The 16789-nt window shown below is 33.3% G+C and carries 13 protein-coding genes; 6 read left to right on the top strand and 7 right to left on the bottom strand.

The genetic code is table 11. The features are described 5' to 3' along the window. Positions 1–15: 15 nt before the first annotated feature. The gene (locus tag BUE10_RS12265) at positions 16–435 is read left to right on the top strand and encodes a hypothetical protein (protein WP_073485474.1); all 420 of its coding nucleotides are present in this window, start codon (positions 16–18) and stop codon (positions 433–435) included. 477 nt (positions 436–912) lie between these two features. On the opposite strand, the gene rpoN is transcribed toward BUE10_RS12265, so the two are convergent. From rpoN to BUE10_RS12245, 4 genes are all read right to left on the bottom strand, one after another. Beyond that, positions 913–2373, bottom strand: a complete 1461-nt coding sequence (gene rpoN, locus BUE10_RS12260) for an RNA polymerase factor sigma-54 (protein WP_073485473.1) — start codon at positions 2371–2373, stop codon at positions 913–915. A 120-nt stretch (positions 2374–2493) separates the two neighbouring features. After that, the gene (locus BUE10_RS12255; protein ID WP_073485471.1) at positions 2494–2889 is read right to left on the bottom strand and encodes a GxxExxY protein; all 396 of its coding nucleotides are present in this window, start codon (positions 2887–2889) and stop codon (positions 2494–2496) included. A 194-nt stretch (positions 2890–3083) separates the two neighbouring features. Beyond that, positions 3084–4529, bottom strand: coding sequence for an asparagine--tRNA ligase (gene asnS / locus BUE10_RS12250; protein WP_073485470.1), 1446 nt, complete (start codon positions 4527–4529; stop codon positions 3084–3086). Positions 4530–4893: 364 nt separating this feature from the next. Next, positions 4894–7260, bottom strand: a complete 2367-nt coding sequence (locus BUE10_RS12245) for an efflux RND transporter permease subunit (RefSeq protein ID WP_073485468.1) — start codon at positions 7258–7260, stop codon at positions 4894–4896. A 181-nt stretch (positions 7261–7441) separates the two neighbouring features. Here BUE10_RS12245 and BUE10_RS12240 point away from each other — a divergent pair, with 181 nt between their 5' ends. From BUE10_RS12240 to BUE10_RS12220, 5 genes are all read left to right on the top strand, one after another. After that, entirely contained in the window at positions 7442–7771 is a 330-nt protein-coding gene (locus BUE10_RS12240) for a DMT family transporter (RefSeq protein ID WP_073485466.1), read from the top strand. A gap of 92 nt (positions 7772–7863) precedes the next feature. Next, complete coding sequence (locus tag BUE10_RS12235) at positions 7864–8310, top strand: hypothetical protein (RefSeq protein ID WP_073485464.1); 447 nt, start codon at positions 7864–7866, stop codon at positions 8308–8310. Between the two features lie 5 nt (positions 8311–8315). Continuing rightward, on the top strand, positions 8316–9077 hold the full coding sequence (locus BUE10_RS12230; RefSeq protein WP_073485462.1) for a sensor histidine kinase: 762 nt from the start codon (positions 8316–8318) through the stop codon (positions 9075–9077). Next, entirely contained in the window at positions 9040–9759 is a 720-nt protein-coding gene (locus tag BUE10_RS12225; protein ID WP_073485460.1) for a LytR/AlgR family response regulator transcription factor, read from the top strand. The genes BUE10_RS12230 and BUE10_RS12225 overlap by 38 nt, the downstream gene beginning before the upstream one ends. 302 nt (positions 9760–10061) lie before the next feature. Continuing rightward, complete coding sequence (locus BUE10_RS12220; protein WP_073485458.1) at positions 10062–12332, top strand: cation:proton antiporter; 2271 nt, start codon at positions 10062–10064, stop codon at positions 12330–12332. A 378-nt stretch (positions 12333–12710) separates the two neighbouring features. On the opposite strand, the gene BUE10_RS12215 is transcribed toward BUE10_RS12220, so the two are convergent. The 3 genes from BUE10_RS12215 to pyrH all read right to left on the bottom strand — a co-directional run bounded on the left by BUE10_RS12215 (position 12711) and on the right by pyrH (position 16687). After that, positions 12711–15206 (bottom strand): DUF5686 family protein, encoded by a 2496-nt coding sequence (locus tag BUE10_RS12215; RefSeq protein WP_073485456.1) that lies wholly within the window; start codon positions 15204–15206, stop codon positions 12711–12713. 118 nt (positions 15207–15324) lie between these two features. Then, positions 15325–15888 carry a ribosome recycling factor gene (frr, locus tag BUE10_RS12210; protein ID WP_053472458.1) on the bottom strand — a complete coding sequence of 188 codons (564 nt, stop codon included), beginning with the start codon at positions 15886–15888 and terminating at the stop codon, positions 15325–15327. A gap of 91 nt (positions 15889–15979) precedes the next feature. Then, entirely contained in the window at positions 15980–16687 is a 708-nt protein-coding gene (gene pyrH, locus BUE10_RS12205) for a UMP kinase (RefSeq protein ID WP_053472459.1), read from the bottom strand. Positions 16688–16789 lie beyond the last annotated feature (102 nt).

The following is a 16789-nucleotide window of genomic DNA, read 5'->3' as shown; positions in this document are numbered from 1 at the left end:
CAAGAAAAGCAAAGTATGAGAAAACAAAATATCTTACTATTAGTTGTGATTGGAATTGCGGTGGCTTTAGCTGTTTTTTTTCAATTTTTTCTTTCTGAAAAAGCAGATGAGGTAAATACTGAAATAACAGAATTAGTTGAAAAATATAATAAAAGCTGTCCGTTAAAAATTCAGGAAGGCATTCGTTTAGACAGTGTTAGTTTGCATAAAGAAAGGGTTGTTCAGTATAATTTGACATTGCTAAATGTAGAAAAAGACGTTGCTGAGGTTAATGTTATACAGGACGAAATTGAGAAAAGTCTTTTAAGTACAGCAAAAGCAAATCCAGGACTTCAGGTTTTTAGAGACAATGATTATACTTTGATTTATAGTTATAGCGATAAAAAGAAGGGATTCTTGTTTACGGTGAAAATATTACCGGATCAGTATAAATAATTTAAACTTTTACTAGTTGGCAAACCCGACAGGTTTTTAAAAACCTGTCGGGTTTGTTGTTTTTAAAAGAAGTTATTCATTCCGTGGGAATGTTTCATTGGTAGAAAAATATTTGGTTTGTGAGGTATACGTTCCGTAGGAACGTTTGATTAATCGAATAATACATTTCGTGTTTAATTGCGTAATAACAAGGGCCCTTACAGGACACAATTCAAACACGTTAATATTTTTTTTCTACCGATCAAATATTCCTACGGAATATCAATTGATGTAAACTGGACTGAAGTCCAGCTCTACAAAATAATTCGTTCCTTTGGAACTACAAAAGAGCCTTCGGCTCGAGCTATATTGTAGGGCCGGATTTTAATCCGGTTTGACATTATGTGGAAATAACAATAAACCCCGATAGATTTAAAATCTATCGGGGTTTATATTTTAAATGAACTTATATTTCTTATATGGTTTAAAAAGAAAAACCTAAATTTTCTTTCTCATTCTCGCAACCGGAATATCAAGCTGTTCACGGTATTTAGCAATTGTTCTTCTTGCAATTGGATACCCTTTTTCTTTTAATATTTCGGCCAATTGATCGTCTGGAAGCGGTTTTCTTTTGTCTTCTTCTTCAATGGTATTCTTCAGGATCTTTTTGATTTCTAAAGTCGAAACATCTTCACCCTGATCATTTTTCATCGCTTCAGAGAAAAATTCTTTGATAAGCTTTGTTCCGTATGGCGTTTCAACATATTTACTGTTAGCAACACGCGAAATCGTCGAAATATCCAAACCAACCATATCGGCAATGTCTTTTAAGATCATTGGTTTTAGTTTCGTTTCGTCACCATCTAAGAAAAATTCTTCCTGATAATGCATAATCGCATTCATCGTTACAAAAAGCGTTTCCTGACGTTGTCTAATCGCGTCAATAAACCATTTAGCCGAATCCAGTTTTTGTTTGATAAACTGAACAGCATCTTTTTGCGCCGACGATTTATCACGAGAATCTTTATAAGTCTGCATCATTTCCTGATAATCTTTAGAAACGTGCAAAGAAGGAGCATTTCGTCCGTTTAAAGTCAGTTCTAATTCTCCATCTACAATTCTGATAGCAAAATCCGGAACTATATTTTCTGTAACTTTATTATTGCCTGTAAAAGAACCGCCCGGTTTTGGGTTCAGTCTTTCAATTTCGTGAATCGCTTTTTTAAGCTGTTCGTTCGAAACACTGTATTTCTGTAATAATTTGTCGTAATGTTTCTTCGTAAAAGCATCAAACTGATTTTCGATAATATCGATCGCTAAATCAACATATTCGGTTGGTGTTTTGTGCTTTAATTGTAATAATAAACATTCCTGTAAATCACGTGCTCCAACTCCCGAAGGTTCAAGTTCGTGAATGACATGAAGCATTTTTTCGACCATTGCTTCATCAGTGTAAATTCCCTGAGTAAAAGCCATATCATCTACAATATCCGGAACGCTTCTGCGGATATAACCCATATCGTCAATACTTCCCACAAGAAACTCCGCGATTTCGCGTTCTTCATCGTTCAAAATAAAAGTATTCAGCTGATTGATTAAATCCTGATGAAAACTAATTGGCGAAGCAAAAGGCGTTTCGCGTTCTTCATCATCACTATAATTGTTAACCTGAGTTTTGTAATCTGGAGTATCGTCGTCGCTTAAGTATTCGTCAATGTTAATGTCGTCTGCTTCGATTCTGTCAGATTCTGCATCATCATAATCGTCGTAGTCTTCATTTGCGAATTCATCCGCTTCGTATTCTTCTTCTTTTCCAGCTTCAAGAGCCGGATTTTCGTTCATTTCTTCTAATAAACGCTGTTCAAAAGCTTGCGTAGGCAATTGAATTAACTTCATCAGCTGAATTTGCTGTGGAGATAATTTTTGGGATAATTTTAAATTTAAAAATTGCTTTAGCATGATAAGGCACTACTTTTTTAGCCACTAAGACGCGAAGGCGCAAAGTTTTTTTGTTTTAGCCACGAAGTCACAAAGACACAATGGTTTTATTTTTGCCATTAAGGCGCTAACTTAAAATGTTTAATACTCTCGTTTTGTATTTATAAATCTTCTGATACCGCTTTTAATTAGTGATACATTGAAATTAATTAAAAAGCCTAAATCTTTATTCAGCAATTTTAATTGACTTATAATTTGTGCTTCCCAAACCGGATTTATTTGTTCAACCGCTTTTATTTCTATAATTATAGAATCTTCAATTAGTAAATCTAATCTTAATCCTTCGCTAAATTCAATTCCATCATAAAAAATGGGAATATCAATTTGGCGTTTTACATTAAGACCAGCTTTTGTAATTTCATGGGCTAAACAAACTTCATAAACTCTTTCTAATAATCCAGGTCCAAGTTGTTTATGAACCTTAAATGCCGAGTTTACAATTATTTTTCCAATTTCTTCCGTTCTTTCAGAGAGCATATTTTTTTGGGTTTTGCCACGAAGACGCAAAGGCGCAAAGGTTTTTTTAAAGTTTTTAAATCTTAACTAAATAATAAAACAATACTTTGAGATTTTGTGTCTTCGTGGTATTATTTTAATTTATTTGTGTCTTTAATCAGTTATTTAAAAATAAACTTAGCGTCTTTGTGCCTTTGTGGCAAAAACTTTATTTCTTAGAACTCTGCACTTCCAGGAGTTCTTGGGAAAGGAATTACGTCTCTAATGTTTGTCATTCCAGTTACAAACAATACCAAACGCTCAAATCCTAAACCGAAACCTGCGTGAGTTGCAGAACCAAATCTTCTGGTGTCTAAATACCAGTATAATTCTTCTTCGTCGATTTCTAAAGCTTTCATTTTTTCAACCAAAACATCGTAACGCTCTTCTCTTTCAGAACCACCAACGATTTCTCCAATTCCAGGGAAAAGGATGTCCATTGCGCGAACTGTTTCTCTTCCTGGCTCCGTGTTGTCGTTCAAACGCATGTAAAACGCTTTAATGTTTGCTGGGTAATCAAATAAAATTACCGGACATTTAAAGTGTTTTTCAACTAAGTAACGCTCGTGTTCTGACTGTAAATCAGCTCCCCATTCGTTGATGATATATTGGAATTTCTTCTTTTTATTTGGAGTTGAATCTCTTAAAATATCAATTGCTTCCGTATAAGAAACACGTTTGAAGTTGTTCTCTAAAACGAAGTTCAATTTTTCTAACAAAGCCATTTCGCTTCTGTCTGCCTGTGGTTTTGATTTTTCTTCTTCAAGAAGTCTTCCTTCTAAGAAAGCCAAATCGTCTTTACAGTTGTCTAAAGCATATTTAATTACATACTGAATAAAATCTTCAGCCAAATCCATGTTGTCATCAAGATCGTTGAAAGCAACTTCCGGCTCGATCATCCAAAACTCTGCCAAGTGACGAGAAGTGTTTGAATTTTCAGCTCTAAAAGTTGGTCCAAAAGTATAAATCTGACCCAAAGCCATAGCAAAAGTTTCACCTTCTAATTGTCCCGAAACTGTTAAGTTCGTATGTTTTCCAAAGAAATCTTTTTTGAAATCAATGTTTCCTTCTTCATTTTTTGGAAGATTATCTAATGGTAAAGATGTTACCTGAAACATTTCTCCAGCACCTTCAGCATCAGCTCCGGTAATAATTGGCGTATTTACGTAAACAAAACCTTTGTCTTGAAAATATTTGTGAACTGCATAAGACAATACCGAACGCACACGCATAATTGCTCCAAAAGCATTTGTACGTACACGTAAATGTGCTTTTTCTCTTAAAAATTCTAAAGTATGTTTTTTAGGCTGCATTGGGAATTTTTCAGGATCAGAATCTCCAAGAATTTCCAATTTTGTAACCTGAATTTCGTATTTCTGACCCGCACCTTTACTTTCAACCAAAGTTCCAAATACAGAAACCGCAGCTCCAGTTGTGATTCTTTTTAAAGTCTCTTCCGGTGTATTTTCAAAATCAACAACACATTGTATATTATTAATGGTAGAACCGTCATTAAGCGCGATGAACTGATTATTTCTAAAAGTTCTCACCCATCCTTTTGCATTCACTTCCTGTAGCGTCGTCGTACTGTTTAATAAGTCTTTAACCTTTGTGTGTTTCATTTTAATTTTAGATTTTAGATTTCTGATTTTAGTTTAAAATAAAATCAGTGTTTTTTATATCGAATTGCAAATATAAACGATAATAATTAATTTTTGAAGCTGTTTCCTGCTATCCGCTATATCTTTTTCTTGCTAAAGGAGCAAGAAAAAGGATGCCGCTTCTATCAGGGCTAGGGCACTCAGTTGCATGAGACCTTTTTTATTTCTTAATTTTTGTCATTATGAAGAACGAAGCAGCCTCACTACGATAAAATATAAGACTTGATCTGGCAAATGAGATTGCTTCGTTCCTCGCAAAGACTTAACGTTGCGTATAAAAGAATTCGTGCCAATTCGTGAAATTCGTGGCGAAAAAGAAAAAACCTTATTTATCCAAATTCTCTAATTCCTCTTTCTTAGTTTTCTTCTTCTCAAAAGTCAAAACCAGCGAAGGCAGTACAACTAAATTCGCAAACATTGCAAAAGCCAAAGTACAAGAAATTAATCCTCCAAGTGCAATGGTTCCGCTAAAGCTTGATAATGTAAAAGTCGCAAAACCTAAAATCAAAACTACAGAAGTATAAAAAGTACTAATTCCAGTTTCTCTTAAAGCACTGAAAACAGATTTTTTAACTTTTCCGCCGCTTTGAAGCAAGTCATGTCTATACTTCGCCATAAACTGAATCGCATTATCAACCGAAATTCCGAAGGCGATACTAAATACCAAAATTGTCGAAGGTTTTAACGGAATCCCAAAATAGCCCATTAATCCTGATGTAATACAAAGCGGTAAAATATTTGTAATTACCGAAGCCATTACCATTTTGAATGAACGGAATAAATATAAAATCAGAATTGCAATCGTTAAAATCGCGAAGATTAATGACTCGATTAAGTTTTCAACCAAATACGAAGTTCCTTTTTGGAAAACCAATGCTTTTCCGGTAACGGTAACTTCAAAACGATCTTTTGGGAAAATTTCATCAATTTTGCTGTGCAGTTTTTTCTCCACTTTTGCCATTTCATCCGTTCCAATATCTTTCATGAAAGTCGTGATTCGGGCATATTGTCCAGTCGAATCAACGTAAGCTTTCATTAAATTTTCTTTGCTGTTTTTGGTCGCATTTTTAGCGTAACTCAAAATAAAAGTCTGTTCCTGTGAAGTTGGTAATTGATAATATTCAGGGTTTCCGTTATAGAAAGCCTGTTTAGAATATTTAACCAAATTGACAATTGAAACCGGTTTTGCCAATTCTGGAATTTCAGAAATTGTATTTTGCAGTTCATCCATTTTACGAATAGTCGAAGCCTTCATAACACCTTTTTTCTTTTTGGTGTCAATCATGATTTCAAGCGGCATAACTCCGTTAAATTCTTTTTCGTAAAATAAAATATCTTTAAAGAAAGAAGCACTTTTTGGCATTTCACCAATCAAACTTCCTGAAACTTTCATTTGTGAAACTCCAATTACGCTGAAAACCAAAAATAAGCCGTAAACAATATAAACGTATCTGCGTTTTGTTTTAACTACATCTTCAACCACATTTAATAAAGTTGAAATATAAGTTTTAGTTAAATGATATAAATGTTTTTCTTTTGGCAATGCCATAAAACTGTATACAATTGGCACAATAAAAAGTGTCAATAAATAAACAGAAATTACGTTGATTGAAGTTACCAGACCAAATTCAAAAAGCAGATCATTTCCGGTAATCATAAACGTAGCAAAACCAATCGCAGTAGTTAAATTCGTCATTAAAGTCGAAACCCCAATTTTTGAAATCACACGCTGCAGCGCCTTAGCCTGATTATTATGTAATTTGATTTCCTGCTGGTATTTATTGATTAGGAAAATACAGTTTGTAATTCCGATAACGATAATCAGCGGTGGAATAATTGCTGTTAAAATTGTGATTTTATAACCAAATAATCCAAGTGTTCCAAACGACCAGATTACCCCTACAATTAAAATACAAATTGAAATAAAGGTTGCTCTGAATGAACGGAAAAAGAAAAAGAAAATCAATGAAACAGTCAATAAAGCCGCACCGATAAAAAGACCAATTTCGCCTTTCATATCAGCTGCATTGATCGTTCTGATGTATGGCATTCCCGAAACTTTAAGATCGATTCCGGTTGTTTTTTCGAATTTATCGATTTTCGGAACCAGGTTTTCAAGTATAAAAGTTTTTCTTTCAGCGGTATTTACCAGTTTTTTGTTGATGTAAATTGCAGAGCGAACACTTCCGCTTTCTTTATTGAATAATAATCCTTCGTAAAAAGGCAAATTATGGAATAAATCGTGCTGAACGCTTTTTAAATAGGCTGGATCTAAAACTTTACTTTGATCGATAAATGGCGTTAAAACGAATTTTTCGTTAACGGTATCTTTCTCCAGTTTTTTTAAATCGTTTAGTGAAACAACTAAATCAACTTCTTTAGATTTTTTTAAACCCGTCATTAACTCATTCCAGGCGGCATAATTCTTTGGAGTAAAAAAGTTTTTATCCTGAAAACCAATTACAACCAGGTTTCCTTCTTCACCAAACTTGTCTAAGAATTTTTGATATTCTTTGTTTGCGATGTGATCTTTTGGAAGCAGGTTTGCTTCAGTATAAGTCATGGCAAGGTTTTTCCATTGGTAACCAAGGAAAATAGTTAAAGCAGAAAGGATAACCAGAATTGTGATTCTGTTTTTAAGTATGATTCGGGCTAATTTCTCCCAGAACCCAACTTTAATAGCGTTTTTCATAAAATCTTTAAAAATGGTTGCAAATGTAGTGAAAACTGCTCAAAATCATAAACAATCGATTGTATTTTACTTAATGTTAACACAAATCGGCACCTTAATATTTTGTGATAAATTTCCTGCTTTTTGCTATTTAGTCGTTAGGTTTTCTCATATTTGCAGTTAATTTAAAAATGAAAAGAAAATGAATTGGGTTTTATTGATTATTGCCGGACTTTTTGAAGTGGGATTTGCATCATGTCTAGGAAAAGCAAAAGAAACAACAGGAATTACATCAACTTATTGGATGGCTGGATTTTTTGTATGTCTTTCAATCAGTATGATTTTATTATATAAAGCAACACAAACGTTACCAATTGGAACCGCATATGCTGTTTGGACAGGAATTGGAGCAGTTGGAACTGTTTTGGTTGGGATTTTTATTTTTAAAGAACCGGCAGCCTTTTGGAGAATATTTTTCCTTACAACATTAATTGCTTCAATTATTGGGTTGAAATTCGTTTCAAGTCATTAAAAAATATGGCCCGCTGATTAAGCGGATTAAACTGGTTTACACAGGTTGTTTTGTTTTAATTCTGTGTCTATAATGAAAACGTATTATAAATAATGGATTCAAAACAAATTAAATTTATAACTATCGGATTGTGTATATTGATTTTTGGTATTTCATTAACTCAAAATGCTCTGATTGTAAATTACAATGATAAAATAAGAATATCTTCGTCTTTAGAATATCTTTTTATGGGATCTACTGCTTTTTTGGGAGGAGGGTTATTAGAACAAATTATTTGGCTCGCAAACCCACTGTCATTTTTTGCAATTAGATTTTTTATTAAAAATGATAAAAGAGCAATTTTATTAAGTTTAATAGCATCTTGTTTAGCGATATTTTTTTCATTTTGGACTGAAATTTTGGGAGCAGAGAGTGGTGCTATGGCAAAAATAGTTTCTTTTGAATTAGGTTATTATCTTTGGCTTGCCAGTATTTTAATTTTGACAATTGGGATTTTAATTAATTATAAAGTTTCATTAAAAACAATTATAGAATCTTAAAAACAATGCAGGAAAACAATACCACAACTTTTATATTTCTAGCAATTCTTTTACTGTTGATTGTCATAATTTGTTTTATGATATATCAATTAACGCAGGCAAAAAAGGCAAAAGATGATGCTGAGAAAAGTTTTTATACGCTCGAAGCAAAAGTAAACGACTTGCAGTTAGAAAACTTAGAGTCAAAACTAAATCCGCATTTATTTAAGAATATTTTGAATTCAATTCAGTCGCATGCTTATCAAACTTATTTTGCATTAGATAAACTGGCCAATGTTCTGGATTATATTTTATACGAAAGCAAAAAGAAATTCGTAACCGCAAAAGAAGAAATAAACTTTGCACTGAATTTAATCGAAATCAATAAAATCAAAATCAGTCCGCTTTTTGAGCTGAAGATTAAAACCAATATCAACGAAGACGATAAATTGTACGATCAGCCTTTGCTGGCGCCTTTGATTTCGATTGATTTAATAGAAAATGCTTTTAAACATGCCGATCTTCAAAGTGCGGATGCTTTTATTTCGGTAGTTTTTGAATTTCGTGATAACGCTTTTTCTATGACGGTTTCGAATAAAATTTCAGATAAAAAAGTATTGAAAAAGGAGCGAAGCGGTTTTGGCCACGCCACTTTAGAACATCGTCTGCGCATTATTTACAAGAATAATTTTAAACTTGATAAATTTGTAGAGAACGATGTTTATATTGCTCATCTAAAAATAGATTTACTTGAATACAAAACTGAAATGCTTGCTTCTGGACGATGAGATTCCGGGATTAACGTACTTAAAAATGCTTTGCGAACAAATTCCTGAACTGGAAATCGTAAAAACGTTTAATAATCCGCAGAAACTTTTGTCTGATATTCCCGAACTCGAATTTGATTTGCTAATTTCAGATATCGAAATGCCGGGAATGGACGGACTTCATCTGGCTGAATTGGTTGGCGATAAATTAGTGATTTTTTGTACCGCCTATAAAGAATATGCCGCCGATGCTTTTAATATTGATGCGGTAGATTATATCACAAAACCTGTAAAACTGGAACGTTTGCAAAAAGCAGTTTCAAAAGCTTTAGAACGTTTTGAAAAACCAGATACAGCTAAAAAATTTATTCAGTTAAATACCGATAAAGGAAAAACACTGCTTTATTTTAACCAGATTCAATACATCAAAACAGCGGTAAGTGACAGCCGCGATAAAACCGTTTTACTTGCCGACGGAAGTTTTTTAAACTTGAAAAATGTAAAATTCGATACACTTTTAAAAGAATTACCTGAAACCAATTTCTGCAGAATTAACAAAAAAGAAATCATAGCCGTAAAAGCAATAAAATTCTTCAACCACAATGAGATTGTTCTGCATCACATTGAAGAAAACAATAAAAATACAACCTTACTTTTAAGCGAAACTTATCGCTCTGATTTTTTGAAAAAGGTAAAATTATAAGCTCTTCGACTCCGCTCAGAGTGACAATACGGAATACTTAAGAATAAAATTTCAGCGATAATTGGAATTTGAAATTTCAGAATTTTGGATTTTATTTCATTGTCAGGCTGAGCGAAGTCGAAGCCCTTTTTAGTTTCACAAGCCTTCAATTTTGTTCAGAATAAAAGTCGTTTTTAGATGTTGTTATTAACTTATTACAAAGTTTTTCAGTCTTGTTACATAGATTGAAAATTAACTGTAAATTTACTTCATCACTTTGCTGTCAGTCCTGATATTTGCAGCAATAATTAAAAGAACGAGTTATGAATAACATTAAGAACTCTTTATTCTATGTTACAATTATTGGAGGATTTACAGCTCTGATATATTGGATAATTTCAAAAGGAGCAGCATTAGAAGCAGGTCAGAATATCATTAAAAAACAAATTGAAAGTAATCATTGGAATGATTTTCTCAATTCAATGGTCGAAAACTTACAACATCCGTTAGCTATTTTACTGGCGCAGATTGTGACTATTATTTTAGTAGCACGTTTATTTGGATGGTTCTTCAGAAAAATTGGACAGCCGTCTGTAATTGGAGAAATGGTTGCCGGGATTGTACTTGGGCCGTCTTTAGTAGGAATGTATTTTCCTGAATTCTCCGCAGCTTTATTTCCAAAAGAATCTTTAGGAAACTTACAATTTTTAAGTCAGATTGGTTTAATCCTTTTCATGTTTGTTATTGGTATGGAACTGGATTTGAAAGTGCTGAAAAACAAAGCGCACGATGCTGTTGTTATCAGCCACGCCAGTATCGTTATTCCGTTTGCATTAGGATTAACTTTGGCTTATTTCATTTATCAAACTTTTGCTCCAAAAGGGGTTGAATTCTCTTCTTTCGGATTATTTATGGGAATCGCCATGAGCATTACCGCTTTTCCGGTTTTGGCCAGAATTGTTCAGGAACGGGGAATGCAGAAAACAAAACTCGGAACCATTGCCATAACCTGCGCCGCTGCAGATGATATTACGGCGTGGTGTATTCTTGCCGTTGTAATTGCTATTGTAAAAGCGGGTTCACTTTCTAGTTCATTATACGTAATTGGTTTAGCGATTTTATATGTAATCATAATGTTGAAAATCGTTCGTCCGTTCCTGAAACGTGTTGGAGATTTAAATTCAACAAGAGAAAGTTTAAATAAACCAGTTGTTGCTATTTTCTTTTTAACACTTTTATTCTCGGCGTATGCTGCTGAATTAATCGGAATTCATGCTTTATTTGGAGCTTTCTTAGCGGGAGCAATTATGCCTGAAAACAATAAATTCAGAAACATATTTATCGAAAAAGTAGAAGACGTTTCGATAATTGTATTATTGCCTTTGTTCTTTGTGTTTACAGGTTTGCGTACCCAAATTGGTTTGTTAAATGATCCTGCATTATGGAAAATCACAGGATTAATTATTGCGGTTGCTGTAGTTGGAAAATTCTTTGGTAGCGCATTAGCAGCAAAATTCGTTGGACAAAGCTGGAAAGACAGTTTAGCCATTGGAGCTTTAATGAATACAAGAGGTTTAATGGAACTTGTTGTTTTAAATATTGGTTACGACCTTGGAGTATTGTCTACAGAAATTTTTACCATGATGGTAATTATGGCGCTGCTGACAACTTTTATGACGGGGCCGGCCTTAGACTTCATCGGATTTATTTTTAAAGATAAAATCACCGCCATTCCGCAGGAAATTGGAAATAAAAGTAAATACAAAATACTGCTTTCATTTGGAACTCCAGAAAGAGGAAAAAAACTGTTACAAATTGCCAATAGTTTAGTTAAAAAACAGCAGGATAATTCGATCGTAACGGCAATGCATTTATCCTTAAGTACAGAAATACATTCGTTTGACATAAAAGAACACGAACGTAAAATGTTGGTTCCGGTTATTGATGAATCTCATAAACTGAATCAAAATATGGTAAGCCTGTTTAAAGTTTCTAATGATATTGATACCGATATTATTGACGCGGCAAACCAAGGTGAATATGATTTGTTATTAGTTGGTTTAGGGCAGTCTATTTTTGACGGAACTTTACTTGGAAAAATTCTTGGTTTTACAACCCGAATTGTAAATCCGGATCGTTTAATTGACAAGTTTACCGGAAAAGAAGGTTTGTTCGAAAATAATCCTTTTGATGAAAGAACACGTCATATTCTTGCAAAAACCAAAATGCCGGTTGGTATTTTTATCGATAAAGATCTTGAAGAAGTAAATCAGGTATTCATGCCGATTTTTAGCCGTGAAGATGCTTTTTTAATTGATTTTGCTAAAAAATTAATCAATAATAATGGTTCGCAAATTACAGTTTTGGATGCCAGCGGTGAAGTAAAAAATACACGCGATATTCAGGAAACGATTAGATCTATCGAACAAATTGCACCAAATCATATTATGATTATGCATGACAGAACAATTAAAAAAGATTTTCTTGATGGTCAAAACTTAATGATTATAAGTTTAGACAGCTGGAAAAAATTAATTGAATCTCAAAGTACATGGCTGAATAATACACCTTCGGTTTTGATTTTGAAACCATAGATAGTTTTAAAATTTCAATATTTAAATTCCAAATTCCAATTTTTATGATTGGGGTTTGGGATTTTTTTTATGGGATTCTTTTGTCATTTCGAGGAACGAGAAATCGCACTAGAGAATCGACAAAGATTGGCGACATACTGTGTAGAGTTATGAGTGCGATTTCTCGTTCCTCGAAATGACAAACTTTGTCTGTAATTAAACTTTGCGGAGTTACGAGACGATCCTTCGACTTCGCTCAGGAAGACAAAAATATGAGAACTGCTTTGTGCTCTCATCAAAACTTGTTTTCTTAATAAACTTTGCGAAAAAACTTTGCGTCCTTTGCGGTTAAACTCGGTCTAATTGGAATTTGGAATTTTAAGATTTGGAATTTAAAATTTATAATCCCAAATCAAGAACATAAGAAATCTTAACTGCAATATTATCGTCAAATTCAGGTAATTGATTTGACCCATAACGATAGAATCCGCCGAGACCAAAACCTTTGTAGATTTTATTTAATTCAATTCCTGATTCGAAAAAGCCTTTGTCAAGAGTTTTATAAGTCGGGCCGACATGCTGTTCTGGTTTTTCCATATTTCCCCACGCCATTCTGGTAACTAAAACCAATGAAGGACGAACTTTTTTCATGATTTTAATTCTTTCAAAACCATGTTTAATTTGAAAAAACACATATTGGCTGGAGAAAAATTCATTAAAAAACATGGTTTCGAAACTGTTTCTTCCGGCAAAAGTAATACGCTGGATAATAGTTTCCTTGGTAAGGTTATTTGGCATGGTGTTATACAAATGCGTAAGCGGAACATCGTCTATTGCATAACCTCCCTGCAAAAGCAGACTTGTTTTTTGACCATTTAGGTATTTCTTTTCGTACTCCGTTTTGAAATCTATTTTTCCAAAACTAAAATCATTATCTAAAACATTTGGCAGCGATTGAGTGTACTGAAAAGTAAATCTTGGAAATCTTTTATCCGATTCGGTTCTTCCCGTTGGAGTCTGCATAAAATCGCTGAAAGGCGCCCAAACAATAGAAACCATTGCGGTTGTCATAATAAAACTTGAATACAACTGACCGTTGTAATTAAAAAGATAATCAAACTTAGGTTCAACATACGTCCTGGATAGTTCTAGAACCGCTTCTGTCTTCGGAATAATTTTCGTTTGTACATTCGCTTTCCAGCTAGTGTATTTGTAGAAAGTACTAATGTTGATTGGCCTCGGATCATAAATTTTAAAGACACGTTTATCAACAGCAAAAACAGTACTCGCAATTTCCCGAACATCATCTGTATAAGATCCGTTCAACCAAGTGTTCGTATTTTGGTCTAATAAAACTCCAGCGCCCAAATTATATTTAACAACACCATCTTTTGTACCGTACGCCGTATAACCTTCAATTCTAAAATCTTTAGAAAATTTATCATTTGTGATACCTCCAAGACCTAAACGAAAACCTTCGTAATTGTTGTAACTAATAATTTTCTTTAAATCTAAATCTACAGGCCCAATTGGAATGTAGCCATTAATGATTTTTCGGCCTAATCCTAAACGTTTTTCAATTCTTTTATTGATGGATAAACTGTCTAATAATTGATACGTTTTCTGGCTTTTTTGATCTAAAGTTTCTTTACGGTACTGGTTCCAGAATTCTTCCGGTTTTTTGCTTGCATCGTCTTTAATTTCAATATAAAGAGATGGGTTTTTTATTGGAGTTTCGGTATTGTAATGAATGTCGAAATTATTGCTTTCAGAAAGTAAATAGGTAAAATCTGAAGCGGCTTTTTTTCTCGGTTCAAAATCTTCGGCTACATCTCCGTCAAACTGAATTGTTCCGCCCAGAATTTTAATATCATCGTCATTTTTACCTTTTACAATTTTAAAAGTGGTGTTACTTTGAAACCATACTTTTTCATTCGGCACATAATCAAATTCGTGAATACCGCTAATATCTAAAACGCCTTTTATACGCATTACCGCTTTTGCAATAGCGAAATTTTGCGAATCGATATACAAAACACCTTCTAAGCCCGATGTTTTTCTTTTATGCTTATTTTTAAAGTAAATCATAAAGGTTTCACGGCCTTTTATGTTTACAGTATCAAGCAATTTGTAATTGTAGGTTCCCGGAGCTGTGTTCGAAATAGGATTTTCATATTTAGTTTCGAAAAGCTCATATTTGTTATCGTAAATCGAAATTGACTGTAAATTGAAAGCGATAACTTCGTAAATAGGATTTTTAAAACCGGCTATTTTGGTTCCCAGAACCGTTTCTTTAAGCTTGTTATTTCCGAATTGATATTGCGAAACTTTCTCGGTTTGAAATAAATGCTGTTTGCTTATTATTTCTTTGAATTTATAATCAGAAGAATCGATGTTGATTTTCTTTTTATTGAAATCCTTATAAACGGCAGATGAATCTATTCTTCCGTCAATCGAATCAGGATTGGCGGTAACAATAAGTTTGTTGTACGTTTTGTACTCAAAACTGCTTAATTTTTTCTGCGGATTATTATTGTTTTTATTGGCAATAACTTTTTTGATAATCGTTAAAGCAGGATTTTCATTAGAAACAATAACTTCTTTTAAATCATCTGTTTTTTGAGATAATGAAACAGAATAAAACTTTTTGTTTTCTACTATGGCAATAGTTTTAGTTTGAAAACCAATATAGGAAACAATAAAATTTCCGGATTGTGTAAAAGTTTTAAAAGTAAATTTCCCGTCAACATCCGTTATAGTATTGTTATTATCAAAAGTTTTAATAGTCGCAAAGGGAAGCGGCTTGTTGTTTGAATCTGTTACAATTCCGCTTATTTGAAATTGCGCCTGAATACTAAGCGTGAAAAATAAAGTCAATAAACAAAATAGCCTCATAGAGAATTATATAGATTCAAAAACGGAAAGAATTCAATTTTGGTATGCAAAAATAAGAATAAAAAAAATCCGTCTGATAATTTTACCAGACGGATTTTTTAATTTCAGTATCAAATACTTAAACCTTCATGATTTCAGCTTCTTTTGCAGCTAATAATTCATCAATTTTTTTGATATAAGTATTGGTTAAGTTTTGAACTTCTTCTTCTGCAGATTTACAGATATCTTCAGAAGTTCCTTCTTTTTCTAATTTTTTGATGTCAGTATTTGCATCTTTACGAGAGTTACGGATACCAATTTTTGCATCTTCAGCTTCAGATTTAGCTTGTTTAGCCAAATCACGACGACGCTCTTCTGTTAAAGGCGGAACGCTGATGATAATAACGTCTCCGTTATTCATTGGGTTGAAACCAATATTAGCAATTAAAATAGCTTTTTCGATGGCTTGTAACATGTTTTTTTCGAAAGGCTGCAAAGTAATTGTTCTTGCATCAGGAACACTGATTTTTGACACTTGAGAAAGTGGCGTTGCAGATCCGTAATAATCAACAAAAACACCTCCAAGCATAGCTGGAGAAGCTTTTCCTGCACGAATGTTTAGAAATTCTTTCTCTAAGTGGGCAATCGAACCGTTCATAGATTCTTCAGTACTTTCTAATATAAAATCGATTTCTTCAGTCATTTTTTTTATTTTTTATGTTTTTGAAGATTGTTTTAAAGAGTATTGTTTTTTAATAAATCTAATAATCTAGAATTCTAACAATCTAAGTAGTCTAAATATTTACTACAGTTCCGATGTTTTCTCCTTCGCAGATTTTTAAAAGGTTTCCAATTTTGTTCATATCAAAAACAACAATTGGTAATTTGTTTTCCTGGCTTAAAGTGAAAGCCGTTGTATCCATTACATTTAGTCCTTTTTTAAGAACATCATCAAATGAAATAAAATCAAATTTTACAGCCGAAGCGTTTTTTTCAGGATCAGAATCGTAAACACCATCAACTCGGGTTCCTTTTAAGATCACATCAGCATTGATTTCGATTCCTCTTAAAACTGCTGCAGTATCAGTTGTAAAATATGGATTTCCGGTTCCGGCACCAAAAATTACAATTCTTCCTTTTTCTAAATGACGATCTGCTCTTCTTTTGATATATGGTTCTGCAATAGATTCCATTTTTAAAGCAGTCTGCAAACGCGTTTTCATTCCCTTGTCTTCAAGTGCGCCCTGCAAAGCCATTCCGTTAATAACAGTAGCAAGCATTCCCATATAATCACCTTGTACTCGGTCCATTCCTGCGCTGGCACCGGCAACGCCTCTAAAAATATTTCCTCCTCCAATAACGATTGCAATTTCTACTCCCTTTGCATGGATCTGCTTAATTTCATCTGCATATTCGGCTAATCTTTTAGGGTCAATTCCGTATTGTAAATCACCCATTAAGGCCTCACCGCTAAGTTTTAGAAGAATTCTTTTATATTTCATATTTCGTGTTGCGTTAATTTGTGCAAATATAGACATATTCTGATTTTTAAAAATAATGTTGATAAAAAATTAATTGTACTTGAGATTTAATTTTATAACGAC

Source organism: Flavobacterium sp. CF108 (assembly GCF_900129795.1).
Classification (GTDB): domain Bacteria; phylum Bacteroidota; class Bacteroidia; order Flavobacteriales; family Flavobacteriaceae; genus Flavobacterium.
This window is presented reverse-complemented; position numbering and strand designations above follow the sequence as displayed.